The organism is Stenotrophomonas sp. HMSC10F06 (assembly GCF_001807865.1).
In the GTDB taxonomy this organism is placed as follows: Bacteria; Pseudomonadota; Gammaproteobacteria; order Xanthomonadales; family Xanthomonadaceae; genus Stenotrophomonas; species Stenotrophomonas bentonitica_A.
Genome location: NZ_KV791295.1, coordinates 1 through 14,001, shown reverse-complemented (window position 1 = coordinate 14,001; position 14,001 = coordinate 1). Strand labels below are relative to the sequence as shown.

The 14,001-nt window shown below is 63.3% G+C and carries 10 protein-coding genes and 1 tRNA gene; all 11 read right to left on the bottom strand.

Going from position 1 to position 14,001, the window contains the following annotated elements; translation table 11 throughout:
- Nucleotides 1-52: 52 nt before the first annotated feature.
- Complete coding sequence (rpsG, locus tag HMPREF3113_RS13150) at nucleotides 53-520, bottom strand: 30S ribosomal protein S7 (protein WP_019186122.1); 468 nt, start codon at nucleotides 518-520, stop codon at nucleotides 53-55.
- Nucleotides 521-532: 12 nt separating this feature from the next.
- Nucleotides 533-907, bottom strand: a complete 375-nt coding sequence (gene rpsL, locus HMPREF3113_RS13145) for a 30S ribosomal protein S12 (RefSeq protein ID WP_017356008.1) — start codon at nucleotides 905-907, stop codon at nucleotides 533-535.
- A gap of 346 nt (nucleotides 908-1,253) precedes the next feature.
- The gene (gene rpoC / locus HMPREF3113_RS13140; RefSeq protein ID WP_070473260.1) at nucleotides 1,254-5,501 is read right to left on the bottom strand and encodes a DNA-directed RNA polymerase subunit beta'; all 4,248 of its coding nucleotides are present in this window, start codon (nucleotides 5,499-5,501) and stop codon (nucleotides 1,254-1,256) included.
- Between the two features lie 89 nt (nucleotides 5,502-5,590).
- Nucleotides 5,591-9,745, bottom strand: a complete 4,155-nt coding sequence (rpoB, locus tag HMPREF3113_RS13135) for a DNA-directed RNA polymerase subunit beta (RefSeq protein WP_019186120.1) — start codon at nucleotides 9,743-9,745, stop codon at nucleotides 5,591-5,593.
- Nucleotides 9,746-10,041: 296 nt separating this feature from the next.
- On the bottom strand, nucleotides 10,042-10,410 hold the full coding sequence (rplL, locus tag HMPREF3113_RS13130; protein ID WP_019186119.1) for a 50S ribosomal protein L7/L12: 369 nt from the start codon (nucleotides 10,408-10,410) through the stop codon (nucleotides 10,042-10,044).
- Nucleotides 10,411-10,472: 62 nt separating this feature from the next.
- Complete coding sequence (gene rplJ, locus HMPREF3113_RS13125) at nucleotides 10,473-11,006, bottom strand: 50S ribosomal protein L10 (protein WP_019186118.1); 534 nt, start codon at nucleotides 11,004-11,006, stop codon at nucleotides 10,473-10,475.
- 387 nt (nucleotides 11,007-11,393) lie between these two features.
- Entirely contained in the window at nucleotides 11,394-12,092 is a 699-nt protein-coding gene (gene rplA / locus HMPREF3113_RS13120; RefSeq protein WP_019186117.1) for a 50S ribosomal protein L1, read from the bottom strand.
- 4 nt (nucleotides 12,093-12,096) lie between these two features.
- Nucleotides 12,097-12,525 carry a 50S ribosomal protein L11 gene (gene rplK / locus HMPREF3113_RS13115; RefSeq protein ID WP_019186116.1) on the bottom strand — a complete coding sequence of 143 codons (429 nt, stop codon included), beginning with the start codon at nucleotides 12,523-12,525 and terminating at the stop codon, nucleotides 12,097-12,099.
- 243 nt (nucleotides 12,526-12,768) lie between these two features.
- Complete coding sequence (gene nusG, locus HMPREF3113_RS13110) at nucleotides 12,769-13,329, bottom strand: transcription termination/antitermination protein NusG (RefSeq protein WP_019186115.1); 561 nt, start codon at nucleotides 13,327-13,329, stop codon at nucleotides 12,769-12,771.
- A 10-nt stretch (nucleotides 13,330-13,339) separates the two neighbouring features.
- Entirely contained in the window at nucleotides 13,340-13,747 is a 408-nt protein-coding gene (secE, locus tag HMPREF3113_RS13105) for a preprotein translocase subunit SecE (protein WP_019186114.1), read from the bottom strand.
- Nucleotides 13,748-13,791: 44 nt separating this feature from the next.
- A tRNA-Trp gene (locus tag HMPREF3113_RS13100) sits at nucleotides 13,792-13,867 on the bottom strand.
- Nucleotides 13,868-14,001 lie beyond the last annotated feature (134 nt).

Genomic DNA, 14,001 nt, shown 5'->3' with positions numbered 1-14,001 from the left:
GGGGGCAGCACCTAGATGGTGCTGCCGTGCCTGTTTTGCAAGGCCGTCAAACTCACCAGCGGTAGTGCGCGAAGGCCTTGTTGGCTTCGGCCATGCGGTGGGTTTCTTCGCGCTTCTTGATGGCGCCACCACGATTTTCCGAGGCGTCCAGCAGTTCGGCAGCCAGCTTCTTCGGCATGGTGTTCTCACCACGCTTGCGCGCCGAGTCGATCAGCCAACGCATCGCCAGTGCCATCTTGCGCGAGGAACGCACTTCGACCGGCACCTGGTAGGTGGCACCACCGACGCGGCGGGACTTGACTTCGACCGACGGAGCCACGTTTTCCAGAGCCTTCTGAACCAGCTCGACGGAATTCGGGTTCTTTTCGCCGATCACGTCCATGGCACCGTAGACGATCTTTTCAGCGACCGACTTCTTGCCGCTCAGCATCACCATGTTGATGAAACGAGCGATGGTTTCACTTCCGTGCTTCGGATCCGGCAGGACAGAGCGCTGCGGCGTATTACCTTTACGAGACATGTGTACTTTCCCTTAGCTCTTCGGACGCTTGGCGCCGTACTTGGAACGGCCCTGGCGACGCTTGGCAACGCCGGAGGCGTCCAGCGAGCCACGCACGGTGTGGTAACGCACACCCGGCAGATCCTTGACGCGACCGCCACGGATCAGGACCACGGAGTGTTCCTGCAGGTTGTGGCCTTCGCCGCCGATGTAGCTAATCACTTCTTCCTGGTTGGTCAGGCGAACCTTGGCAACCTTGCGAAGCGCCGAGTTCGGCTTCTTCGGAGTGGTGGTGTACACGCGCGTGCAGACGCCACGGCGCTGGGGGCACTTATCGAGGGCCGGGGAGGCACTCTTATAAGTGGTTGCCTGCCGCGGCTTGCGGACAAGCTGATTGATCGTCGCCATCAGTATGTTCTTCTGAGAGAGGCCAATGAAAAGACTGGCCATGAATGCGGAAATGTGCGAGCAGGCGAAAGACCGGCCTGCTGAGACAGACGATTGTAGCAACCCGGCGAAAACGCAGTCAAATGCGCACGCGCCAAGCCAGCCCTGATCCCGGGCCGTTACAGGGGAGCCTTTTCCATGCCCCCCGTTCAGGTTGTCAAGCCGGTCCGTTGAAAGACCGGCGGGCATCCTACCTCATCGGCAGGCGGACGACCAGTGGCCGGTGCCTGCTGATTTGCCGGGAGGGCCACCGACCGGAGTCGGCGCCCTGCCCTGCCGCGGGCCCGGCCGGAGCCGGGTCTGCGTATTACTCGTCGCTGCCCGGCGCCTGGTCGGCGTCGGTCGATTCCACCGCCACGGCGGCCACCGGGGCCACCTCAGCCACGGCCGGCGTGCTGCCGGACAGGGTCTGCATTTCCGAGTCGGTCAGCCCGGAGGCGTTGCGACGACGGTTGGCGTGGTAAGCCAAGCCCGTACCGGCCGGGATCAGACGGCCGACGATGACGTTTTCCTTCAGGCCGCGCAGGTTGTCCGAGGTGCCGCGCACGGCCGCTTCGGTCAGCACGCGGGTGGTTTCCTGGAACGACGCCGCCGAGATGAACGATTCGGTCGCCAGCGATGCCTTGGTGATACCCAGCAGGACCGGATCGAAACGGGCCGGCAGCTCGTTGCGGGTCGCCAGGCGGGCATTTTCCTCGATGACGCGCTGGCGCTCGGCCTGCTCGCCATTCAGGAACTTGCTGGTGCCCTGATCGGTGATCTCGACCTTGCGCAGCATCTGGCGGGTGATCACCTCGATGTGCTTGTCGTTGATCTTCACGCCCTGCAGGCGGTACACGTCCTGGATTTCCTTGACCAAGTAGGCCGCCAGCGGTTCGACACCCAGCAGACGCAGGATGTCCTGCGGGCTCGGCTCGCCGTCCACGATGGTTTCGCCCTTGGTCACGTGCTCGCCTTCGAACACGATCACCTGACGGTACTTCGGGATCAGCTCTTCGTGTTCCGAACCATCGGTGTCCTTGATGATCAGGCGCTGCTTGCCCTTGGTGTCCTTGCCGAAGCTGATGATGCCCGAACGCTCGGCCAGGATCGCCGGATCCTTCGGCTTGCGCGCTTCGAACAGATCGGCCACGCGCGGCAGACCACCGGTGATGTCACGGGTCTTGGACGCTTCCTGCGGGATCTTGGCGACCACGTCACCCACGCCGACGGCGGCGCCGTCCTGCAGGTTGACGATCGAGCGCGGCGGCAGCAGGTACTGGGCCGGCAGATCCGTGTTCGGGATGGTCAGATCGTTGCCGTTCTTGTCCACGATGCGCACGATCGGGCGCAGATCCTTGGCCTGCGAACCACGACGCTTCGGATCGGTGATTTCACGCGATGCCAGGCCGGTCAGTTCGTCGGTCTTCTCGATGACGGTGACGCCGTCGATGAAGTCGATGAAGCGGATGAAACCGGCCACTTCCGACACGATCGGGTGGTTATGCGGGTCCCAGTTGGCCACGGTCTGGCCAGCCTTGACCGCATCGCCGTCCTTGGACGTGATGGTCGCACCGTACGGCAGCTTGTAACGCTCACGCTCACGACCGTGGGCATCGAGCACCGACATTTCACCCGAACGCGAGACCGCCACCAGCGAACCGCTGGCGTGCTCGACCGACTTCAGGTTGTTGAACTTCACCGAACCGGTGGTCTTGACGGTGATGTTGTCGACCGCAGCAGCTCGCGACGCCGCACCACCGATGTGGAACGTACGCATGGTCAGCTGGGTACCCGGCTCACCGATCGACTGCGCGGCGATGACGCCGACCGCTTCGCCGATGTTGACGATGTGGCCACGGGCCAGATCGCGACCGTAGCAGTGTGCGCAGACGCCGAACGGCGAGGCGCAGCTGATGGTCGAACGGACCTTGACCGACTGCACCGAGGCGTCTTCCAGCTTGGCCACCCACTGCTCGTCGAGCAGGGTGTTGCGGGTCACGATCGGATCTTCGTCGTTGCCCGGCAGGAACACGTCCTCGGCCACGACACGACCCAGCACGCGGTCCTTCAACGGCTCCACGACGTCGCCGCCTTCCACGATCGGGGTCATGGTCAGGCCTTCGGTGGTACCGCAATCCACCTCGGTGATGACCACGTCCTGCGCCACGTCGACCAGACGACGGGTCAGGTAACCCGAGTTCGCCGTCTTCAGCGCGGTATCGGCCAGACCCTTACGGGCACCGTGGGTGGAGTTGAAGTACTCCTGCACGTTCAGGCCTTCACGGAAGTTCGCCTTGATGGGCGTTTCGATGATCGAGCCATCCGGACGCGCCATCAGGCCGCGCATACCGGCCAGCTGACGGATCTGCGCCTGCGAACCACGGGCACCGGAGTCGGCCATGATGTACAGCGAGTTCATCGACTTCTGGTCGATGGTCTCGCCTTCGGCATTGACCACCTTCTCGGTACCGATGGTGTCCATCATCGCCTTGGCGATGCGTTCGTTGGTGCGCGACCAGATGTCGACCACCTTGTTGTAGCGCTCGCCGGCGGTGACCAGGCCCGACTGGTACTGCTCCTGGATTTCCAGCACTTCGGCTTCGGCCTCGGTGAGGATGCCGCGCTTCTCGTCCGGGATCAGCATGTCGTCGATGCCGATCGACACGCCCGCGCGGGTTGCGTAGGCGAAGCCGGTGTACATCAGCTTATCGGCGAACACGACCGTGTCCTTCAAGCCCAGCTGACGGTAGCTGGAGTTGATCAGGCGGCTGATGTTCTTCTTGGTCAGCTCGGTGTTGGCCAGCGCGAACGGCAGGCCTTCCGGCAGGATTTCAGCCAGCAGGGCGCGACCGATCGTGGTGTCCACGATCGAGGTCTTGTTCTGCTTGTTGCCTTCCTCGTCGGTCACCACTTCGGTGATGCGGACCTTGACGCGTGCGTGCAGTTCCACCACGCGGTTGTCGTAGGCGCGCTTGACTTCGGCGATGTTGGCGAAGGCCATGCCCTCGCCCTTCTTGTTCACCAGCGAGCGGGTCATGTAGTACAGACCCAGCACGACGTCCTGCGACGGCACGATGATCGGCTCGCCGTTGGCCGGCGACAGGATGTTGTTGGTGGACATCATCAGCGCACGCGCTTCCAGCTGGGCTTCCAGCGAGAGCGGCACGTGGACGGCCATCTGGTCACCGTCGAAGTCGGCGTTGAACGCGGTGCAGACCAGCGGGTGCAGCTGGATGGCCTTGCCTTCGATCAGGACCGGCTCGAAGGCCTGGATGCCCAGACGGTGCAGGGTCGGCGCACGGTTCAGCATCACCGGATGCTCGCGGATGACCTCTTCCAGGATGTCCCAGACTTCAGCTTCTTCGCGCTCGACCAGCTTCTTGGCGGCCTTGATGGTGGTGGCCAGGCCACGACGCTGCAGCTTGGCGAACACGAACGGCTTGAACAGCTCAAGCGCCATCTTCTTCGGCAGGCCGCACTGGTGCAGGCGCAGGTACGGACCGACCACGATGACCGAACGGCCCGAGTAGTCCACGCGCTTGCCCAGCAGGTTCTGGCGGAAGCGGCCCTGCTTGCCCTTGATCATGTCGGCCAGCGACTTCAGCGGGCGCTTGTTGGTGCCGGTGATGGCACGGCCGCGACGGCCGTTGTCCAGCAGCGCATCGACCGATTCCTGCAGCATGCGCTTTTCATTGCGCACGATGATGTCCGGCGCGTTCAGCTCAAGCAGGCGGCGCAGGCGGTTGTTGCGGTTGATGACGCGGCGGTACAGATCGTTCAGATCGGAGGTCGCGAAGCGGCCACCGTCCAGCGGCACCAGCGGACGCAGGTCCGGCGGCAGCACCGGCAGCACGGTCATGACCATCCACTCCGGACGGTTGCCCGACTCGAGGAAGGCCTCGACCAGCTTGATGCGCTTGGTCAGTCGCTTGAGCTTGGTTTCCGAACCGGTGCTGGCGATTTCTTCGCGCAGGCGGGTCATTTCCGACTGCAGGTCGATGGTGCGCAGCAGTTCGTACACGGCCTCGGCGCCCATGGCGGCATCGAAGTCGTCGCCGTGTTCCTGGCGGGCCTGCAGGTACTGCTCTTCGGTCAGCAGCTGGCGGCGTTCCAGGGCGGTCAGGCCCGGCTCGGTCACCACGTAGGCTTCGAAGTACAGCACGCGCTCGATGTCACGCAGGGTCATGTCCAGCATCAGGCCGATGCGCGACGGCAGCGACTTGAGGAACCAGATGTGCGCGACCGGCGAGGCCAGGTCGATGTGACCCATGCGCTCGCGGCGCACCTTGGCCAGGGTGACTTCGGTGCCGCACTTTTCGCAGACCACGCCGCGGTGCTTCATGCGCTTGTACTTGCCGCACAGGCACTCGTAGTCCTTGACCGGTCCGAAGATCGCGGCGCAGAACAGGCCGTCACGTTCCGGCTTGAACGTACGGTAGTTGATGGTTTCCGGCTTCTTCACTTCGCCGAAGGACCACGAACGGATCAGGTCCGGCGAGGCCAGCGCGATCTTGATCGCGTCGAAGTCCAGCGTCTGACGCTGCTGGTTGAAGAGGTTGAGCAAGTCTTTCATGGTGTTTCTCCGAAAGGAGGAAATCTTGTCGATGGGGCTGTCGGTTCGGATGTGGCGGCGCGGCTGCCGGGGCAGCCGCGCCTGCGCGATCAGTTGCCGTCCAGTTCCATGTTGATGGCCAGCGAGCGGATTTCCTTCACGAGCACGTTGAAGGATTCCGGCATGCCCGCGACCATCTCGTGCTCACCGTCGACGATGTTCTTGTACATCTGGTTGCGGCCCTGCACGTCATCGGACTTCACCGTCAGCATTTCCTGCAGGGTGTAGGCCGCGCCGTAGGCTTCCAGCGCCCAGACTTCCATTTCACCGAAGCGCTGGCCACCGAACTGCGCCTTGCCGCCCAGCGGCTGCTGGGTGACGAGCGAGTACGGGCCGGTCGAACGGGCGTGCATCTTGTCGTCGACCAGGTGGTTCAGCTTCAGGTAGTGCATGTAGCCCACGGTGGTGTGGCGATCGAATGCCTCACCGGTGCGGCCGTCATACAGCTGGGTCTGGCCGCTCAGCGGCAGGTCGGCCAGGGCAAGCATGTGCTTGATCTCGGCTTCCGTCGCACCGTCGAACACCGGCGTTGCCATCGGCACGCCGTCGGTCAGGTTGGTGGCCAGGCGCAGCAGCTCCTCGTCGCTGAACTGGGTCAGGTCGACGTGGTTGGCGTGCTGGGTCTTGTCGTGGTTGTAGACGTCGTCCAGGAACTTGCGCAGGTCGTTGATCGCGGCCTGGGCTTCCAGCATGCCCTGGATCTTGCGACCCAGGCCCTTGGCGGCCCAGCCCAGATGCACTTCCAGAATCTGGCCGATGTTCATACGCGACGGCACGCCCAGCGGGTTCAGCACGATGTCCACGGTTTCGCCCGAGGCCATGTACGGCATGTCTTCGACCGGCACCACGTTGGAGACCACACCCTTGTTGCCGTGGCGGCCTGCCATCTTGTCACCCGGCTGGATGCGACGCTTCACGGCCAGGAACACCTTGACCATCTTCAGCACGCCCGGGGCCAGATCGTCGCCCGCGGTGATCTTGCCGCGCTTGTCGGCGAAGCGACGCTCGAATTCCTTCTCGTGCGCCTGGATCTGCTTCTGGGCACGTTCGATGGCTTCGGAGGCGTCCTCGTCCTTCATGCGCAGCACGAACCAGTCAGCCTTCTTCAGGCCGTCCAGGTACGCGTCGGTGACGGTGTCGCCCTTCTTCAGGTTGGCACCACCGTTGACCACCTTGCCCACGATCTGCGAACGCAGACGGGCGTAGATGGCGCCTTCCAGGATGCGGAACTGGTCGTCGAAGTCCTTCTTGACGCGCTTGATTTCAGACTCTTCGATCTGGCGGGCGCGCTTGTCCTTCTCGATGCCGTCGCGGGTGAAGACCTGGACGTCGATGACGGTGCCGTCCATGCCCGGCGGCACGCGCAGCGAGCTGTCCTTCACGTCCGAGGCCTTCTCGCCGAAGATCGCACGCAGCAGCTTCTCTTCCGGGGTCAGCTGGCTTTCGCCCTTCGGGGTGACCTTGCCGACCATGATGTCGCCGGCGCGGACTTCCGCACCGATATACACCACGCCGCTCTCGTCCAGGCGGTTCAGGGCCTGCTCGGAGACGTTCGGGATGTCGGCGGAGATTTCCTCCGGCCCCAGCTTGGTGTCACGCGCAACGCAGGTCAGCTCTTCGATGTGGATCGTGGTGTAGCGATCCTCTTCCACCACGCGCTCGGAGAGCAGGATGGAGTCTTCGAAGTTGTAGCCGTTCCACGGCATGAAGGCGATCAGCATGTTCTGGCCCAGGGCCAGTTCACCGATGTCGGTGGACGGACCGTCAGCCAGCACGTCGCCACGCGCCACCACGTTGCCCACTTCCACCAGCGGACGCTGGTTGATGCAGGTGTTCTGGTTGGAGCGGGTGTACTTGATCAGGTTGTAGATATCCACGCCGGCGTCGGTCGCGTCGGTGATCTCCACTTCGTTGACCTTGACCACGATGCGGCCGGCGTCGATCTGCACGATCTCGCCGCCACGACGGGCGTTCACGGTCACACCCGAGTCACGGGCCACGGCGCGTTCGATACCGGTACCCACCAGCGGCTTCTGGGCACGCAGGGTCGGCACGGCCTGACGCTGCATGTTGGCGCCCATCAGTGCGCGGTTGGCGTCATCGTGCTCCAGGAACGGGACGAGCGCGGCAGCGATCGACACGGTCTGCATCGGCGAGACGTCCATGAAGTGGACTTCCGCCGGCGGCTTGAGCAGCGACTCACCCTGGAAGCGGCACGGCACGAACTGCTCGGTGAGCATGCTCTTGGCATCGGTCAGGGCGTTGGCCTGGGCGATGACGTACTCGTTTTCTTCGATGGCCGACAGGAATTCGATCTCGTCGGAGACCTTGCCGTCGGCAACCTTGCGGTACGGGGTTTCCAGGAAGCCGTACTGGTTGGTGCGGGCGTACACGGCCAGCGAGTTGATCAGGCCGATGTTCGGGCCTTCCGGCGTTTCGATGGTGCAGACGCGGCCGTAATGGGTCGGGTGCACGTCGCGCACTTCGAAGCCGGCGCGTTCGCGGGTCAGGCCGCCCGGGCCCAGGGCCGAGACGCGACGCTTGTGCGTCACTTCCGACAGCGGGTTGTTCTGATCCATGAACTGGGACAGCTGCGAGGAGCCGAAGAACTCCTTGATGGCCGCAGCGACCGGCTTGGCATTGATCAGTTCCTGCGGGGTCAGGCCTTCGGATTCGGCCATCGACAGGCGTTCCTTGACCGCGCGCTCGACGCGGACCAGGCCCACGCGGAACACGTTCTCGGCCATTTCACCGACCGAACGCACGCGACGGTTGCCCAGGTGATCGATGTCATCGACCACGCCGCGACCGTTGCGGATCTCGGTCAGGACCTTGATCACGTCCAGGATGTCGGAGGTGTCCGCGTGCTCGGCGACCAGGCGCTTGGACTCTTCGTCGTTGCGCTCACCGAAGTACTTGCGGTCGTACAGCACGGCTTCGCCGGTGACTTCCTTGCGGCCGACACGACGGTTGAACTTCATGCGGCCGACCGTGGACAGGTCGTAGCGCTCGAAGGTGAAGAACAGGTTGTGGAACAGGTTCTGCGCGGCGTCCTTGGTCGGCGGCTCGCCCGGACGCATCATGCGGTAGATCTCGACCAGGGCTTCCAGCTGGGTCTTGGTCGGATCGATGCGCAGGGTGTTGGACAGGTACGGGCCACGATCCAGATCGTTCACCCACAGGGTGCCCACGGCATCCACGCCGGCCTTGCGGAAGGCCTGCAGCTGCTCGTCGGTGATTTCGTCGTTGGCCTGGGCCAGCAGTTCGCCGGTGTTCGCATCGACCACGTCGTGCGACAGGATGCGACCGACCATGTACTCGTCCGGCACGGCCAGGGCAGCGATGCCCGAGGCTTCCAGCTGCTTGACGTGGCGCGCGGTGATGCGCTTGCCCGCTTCCACGATGACCTTGTCACCGTCGGCCAGGTCGAAGTTCAGGGTCTCGCCACGCAGGCGCTCGGAGACCAGCTCCAGCTGCACGCCTTCATCGGGGTTGATGTGGAACGTGTTGATCTCGAAGAACTCGGCCAGCATCTCTTCGTTGCTGTAACCCAGCGCACGCAGCAGGATCGACACCGGCAGCTTGCGGCGACGATCGATACGGGTGAACAGGGCGTCCTTCGGGTCGAACTCGAAGTCCAGCCAGGAGCCGCGGTACGGGATGATGCGGGCGCTGTACAGCAGCTTGCCCGAGCTGTGGGTCTTGCCACGGTCGTGGTCGAAGAACACGCCCGGCGAACGGTGCAGCTGCGAGACGATCACGCGCTCGGTACCGTTCACGATGAAGGTGCCGTTGTCGGTCATCAGCGGGATTTCGCCGAGATAGACTTCCTGCTCCTTCACGTACTTGATGGCCTTGGTCGACGACTCGCGGTCGTAGATCACCAGGCGCACGGTCACGCGCAGCGGCGCGCCGTAGCTCATGCCACGCTGGCGGCACTCGCGCTCGTCGAACACCGGGTCGCCGAGCTTGTAGCCGACGTATTCCAGGGCGGCATTGCCGCTGTAGCTGGAAATCGGGAACACCGACTTCAGGGCCGCATGCAGGCCGTGGTCCGTGCGCTTGGCCGGATCGACGTTTTCCTGCAGGAATTCACGGTAGGAATCGACCTGGATGGCAAGCAGGAACGGCACTTCGAGGATCGAGCGCTGCTTGCCGAAATCCTTGCGGATACGCTTCTTTTCGGTGAACGAATAAGACGTCATGAGGTATCACCTTGGCTGTGCGGATCGTGCGTCCACGACCCGAGGGGAAACTGAAATTGTCAGTTGGAAGTCGCTGGTATTGCCGGCACCAGCACGCCTTCTCCCGCTACTTCCAACTGCCAACTCGTCTGCATCCACTCCCCTGCCCGCGCGCTTGTGCGCCGCTGTGACGGGGGATGACCGCAGCCCGTGTTGGGCTCGTACTTCGGGTGTTGCGTGAAACGACCAAAGGCCGGGGGCTTACGCCCCCAGCCTTGGCTGCATCGCCGTGTTTCGATGGCGAGGCAAGGAACTGCTTACTTGACTTCGACAGTCGCGCCAGCAGCTTCCAGGTCCTTCTTGAACTTGGCAGCGTCGTCCTTCGAAGCGGCTTCCTTGATCATGCCGCCGGCTTCTGCCAGATCCTTCGCTTCCTTCAGGCCCAGGCCGGTGATGGCGCGGACAGCCTTGATGACTTCGACCTTCTTGTCGCCGGCCGACTTCAGGATGACGTCGAATTCGGTCTGCTCTTCAACAGCGGCAGCCGGGCCAGCAGCAGCAGCTGCGGCGACCGGAGCAGCGGCGGAGACGCCGAACTTCTCTTCGATGGCCTTGACCAGCTCCATCACTTCCATCAGGGACTTCTCGGCGATGGCGTCGACGATCTGTTCGTTGGTAAGGGACATTTTGATTACCTTTGGATAATTTTCTGGGTTGAGGTTCCGTTCGGAACCACGGAAACGTCGACTCAGGCGGTTTCGGCGACCGGCTCGGCAGCGTCAGCGGTTTCACCGCCATCCTGCTTGTCGGCCACGGCCTTGACGGCGCGGGCGAACATGGCAGCCGGCTCGGACAGGACGCGGGCCAGCATGGCCAGGGCCTGATCACGGGTCGGCAGCGAGGCCAGCACGTCGACATGACCGGCCGGGAACAGTTCCCCGCCGATGGCCACGACTTTTGCCTGCAGCTTGTCGTTGGTCTTGGCAAAATCCTTGATCAGGCGACCGGCTGCGCCGGGCTCCTCGAGCGAGAACGCGTACAGCAGCGGACCGACGAGTGCGTCTTTGGCGCATTCGTATTCGGTACCTTCCACTGCACGTGCCGCCAGCGTGTTCTTGACAACTTTCAAGAAAACGCCGGTTTCGCGTGCCTGCTTGCGCATCGCGGTCATCTGGGAGACCGTGGTGCCAGCGTATTCGGCTGCGATCAAGGAGTGAGCCTTGGCGGCGACGTCTGCCAGCTCGGCGACTACTTCTTGCTTCTGGGACAGATTGAGAGCCATTGCACTCCTCCAATTGAACTCCGCTTACGGCTCCTGCCGTGTGCGGTCCTGGGCGGCATCCGTCCTGGACGCCGGGAACATCAGGTGATGTTCCAAGGGTGGGCCGTTCTAGACCTGGATGGCCAACCTGGGAGAACCCAGACGTGCGTAAACCAGAAAAACTCCAGAAGGGCACCATCTACGCAGGGTGATTCCCGGGGGAATCGATTAAGCGTTCGGTACTGCGCCGGCGGCGACTCCCTGCCAATGCGAGCATCCCTGCCCGTCGCCGGTATGTACTGACCGCGCCTGCGGTCTTTGACGGCTATCTCCGCGGGGCGGACCCCACTCGGATTGCCTTCAAATATCGCGGGTACCGGACCGGAGCCCGGTACCCGCTTGAAACGATTACTTCAGCGACAGCGACGACTGGTCGACAGTGACGCCCGGGCCCATCGTCGAGCTGACCGAAACCTTCTGCAGGTAGGTGCCCTTCGAGGTGGCCGGCTTGGCCTTGATCAGGTCCATCAGCAGCGCCTGCAGGTTCGACTTCAGCGCGTCTTCGGCGAAGTCGGCCTTGCCGATGGTGCAATGGATGATGCCGGCCTTGTCGGTGCGGTAACGCACCTGACCCGACTTGGCATTCTTGACGGCTTCGCCCGGGTTGGCCGAGACGGTGCCGACCTTCGGGTTCGGCATCAGGCCGCGCGGGCCGAGCACGGTGCCCAGCTTACCCACGACGCGCATGGCATCCGGGGTCGCGATGACGACGTCGTAGTTCAGATCGCCGGCCTGCATCTTCTCGGCCAGATCGTCCATACCAACGGCTTCGGCGCCAGCGGCCAGGGCTTCGTCAGCCTTGGCACCGGCCGGGGCGAAGACGGCAACGCGCACGCTCTTGCCGGTACCGGCCGGCAGCACGGTGGAACCGCGCACCTGCTGGTCGGACTTCTTGGCGTCCACGCCCAGGCGCACAGCAACGTCGAAGGACTCGACGAACTTGGCCTTGGTAGCGGTCTTCAGGATCTTGATGGCGTCCTCGAAGGCATATGCCTTGCCCGGGACGACGGCGGCCTTGATGGCCTTCTCACGCTTGGTCTGTGCCATCTTCTTAACCCTCTACCACGAGGCCCATGGAACGGGCAGAACCGGCGATGGTGCGCACCGCGGCATCCAGATCGGCAGCCGTCAGGTCTGCTTCCTTGGTCTTGGCGATCTCTTCGAGCTGCTTGCGGGTCACCTTGCCCACCTTCTCGGTGTTCGGACGCTTGGAGCCCGACGAGATGCCTGCAGCCTTCTTGAGCAGCACGGCAGCCGGGGTGCTCTTGGTGATGAAGGTGAAGGTACGGTCCGAGTAGGCCGTGATGATGACCGGCACCGGCAGACCCGGCTCCAGCTTCTGCGTGGCGGCATTGAAGGCCTTGCAGAATTCCATGATGTTCAGGCCACGCTGACCCAGCGCAGGACCAACCGGCGGCGAGGGGTTGGCCTGACCGGCCTTCACCTGCAGCTTGATATAACCGACAACTTTCTTTGCCATGAGTATGCTCTCCGGGTGCTAGCGCCTTGCGACAACAGGCTCCCCATCGGACCGGGAATCACGCGTCCCGGCATCGCGTTTTGAATTCACGCAGAAGGCCACCTTGCGGCGGCCCTTGCTTTTTGCCAGCTTCCTGGCAGGAAGCCGCGCACTATATCAGGTTTTTTCTTCCCCTGCCGCATGGCAAGGGGTGCCGGGCTGTTCAGGTTCCGGGCGGCCGCCCGGAACCCACTGCCCTCAGGCTCAGACGGCCTTTTCGACCTGGCCGAACTCGAGCTCGACCGGGGTGGCACGACCGAAGATCAGCACCGAGACGCGCAGACGGCTCTTCTCGTAGTTGACTTCCTCGACCACGCCGTTGAAATCGTTGAACGGACCTTCGGTGACGCGGACCATCTGGCCCGGCTCGAACAGCACCTTCGGACGCGGCTTTTCGACACCTTCCTGAACGCGGTCCAGGATGGCGGCAGCTTCCTCGTCACGGATCGGCAACGGACGGTCGGCGGTGCCACCGATGAAGCCCATCACCTTGGACGTATCCTTCACAAGGTGCCAGCTTTCGTTGTCGATGCGCGGAATGCCGTTTTCTTCGTGGGTCTCGATCTGGACCAGCACGTAACCCGGGAAGAACTTGCGCTCGGAACGGCGCTTCTGGCCGGCGCGCATTTCAACCACTTCCTCGGTCGGGACCAGGACGTCACCGAAGCGCTCCTGCATCTCGTCACGCACGATGCGATCGCGCAGAGCCTGCGCCACCGACTTTTCGAAGCCCGAATAGGCGTGAACGACGTACCAACGCTTCACTGGTTTCTCCTTATCGACCCAGGAACCACTGGGTCAATTTCTGAATCACGAAGTCAAATCCGCCCAGCAGCAGGCTGAGGATGATCACCACGACGATCACCACCCAGGTCATGCGAATGGCTTCCTGGCGCGTCGGCCAGACCACCTTGCGCAGTTCGAAACGCGATTCGGAAAGGAATTCCCGCGTGTCGCGACCCTTGCCGGTCAGCAGGAACACGCCGAGGCCGGCCACCAGGCCAACGACAACGGCCAGACCGCGAAGCGGACCGGCCCATGCACTCTGTGAGGCGTGCTCAGGAGCACCGAACCAATACCAAGCAAAAAGACCCGCCAGCACGAGGATCGCTGCGGCGGCGTACTTGACGATGTCACCTCCAGTGGAGGCGTTGTCTTTGGAATGCTCGATCTTGCTGTTCATCCGGCTCTGGCTGCTGTGGCGGCATAGCCGCTGGAAGGGAGAAGTGGCACGCCAGGAGGGACTCGAACCCCCAACCTGCGGTTTTGGAGACCGCTGCTCTGCCAATTGAGCTACTGGCGTACTGAAAAAACTTGCCTTCCCTAAGACGGCGAAGGCGGACCGAGGTTCCCGGCCCGCCACTCGCGAGACCGGCAGCGCAATGCAACCGCCGGTATAACGCTGTTACTCGAGGATCTTGGAGACCACGCCGGCGC

Excerpts from the sequence above, each read along its gene's own strand:
- rpsG (WP_019186122.1), bottom strand. The coding sequence starts at position 520 with ATGTCTCGTAAAGGTAATACGCCGCAGCGCTCTGTCCTGCCGGATCCG.
- rpsL (WP_017356008.1), bottom strand. The coding sequence starts at position 907 with ATGGCGACGATCAATCAGCTTGTCCGCAAGCCGCGGCAGGCAACCACT.
- rpoC (WP_070473260.1), bottom strand. The coding sequence starts at position 5,501 with ATGAAAGACTTGCTCAACCTCTTCAACCAGCAGCGTCAGACGCTGGAC.
- rpoB (WP_019186120.1), bottom strand. The coding sequence starts at position 9,745 with ATGACGTCTTATTCGTTCACCGAAAAGAAGCGTATCCGCAAGGATTTC.
- rplL (WP_019186119.1), bottom strand. The coding sequence starts at position 10,410 with ATGTCCCTTACCAACGAACAGATCGTCGACGCCATCGCCGAGAAGTCC.
- rplJ (WP_019186118.1), bottom strand. The coding sequence starts at position 11,006 with ATGGCTCTCAATCTGTCCCAGAAGCAAGAAGTAGTCGCCGAGCTGGCA.
- rplA (WP_019186117.1), bottom strand. The coding sequence starts at position 12,092 with ATGGCACAGACCAAGCGTGAGAAGGCCATCAAGGCCGCCGTCGTCCCG.
- rplK (WP_019186116.1), bottom strand. The coding sequence starts at position 12,525 with ATGGCAAAGAAAGTTGTCGGTTATATCAAGCTGCAGGTGAAGGCCGGT.
- secE (WP_019186114.1), bottom strand. The coding sequence starts at position 13,747 with ATGAACAGCAAGATCGAGCATTCCAAAGACAACGCCTCCACTGGAGGT.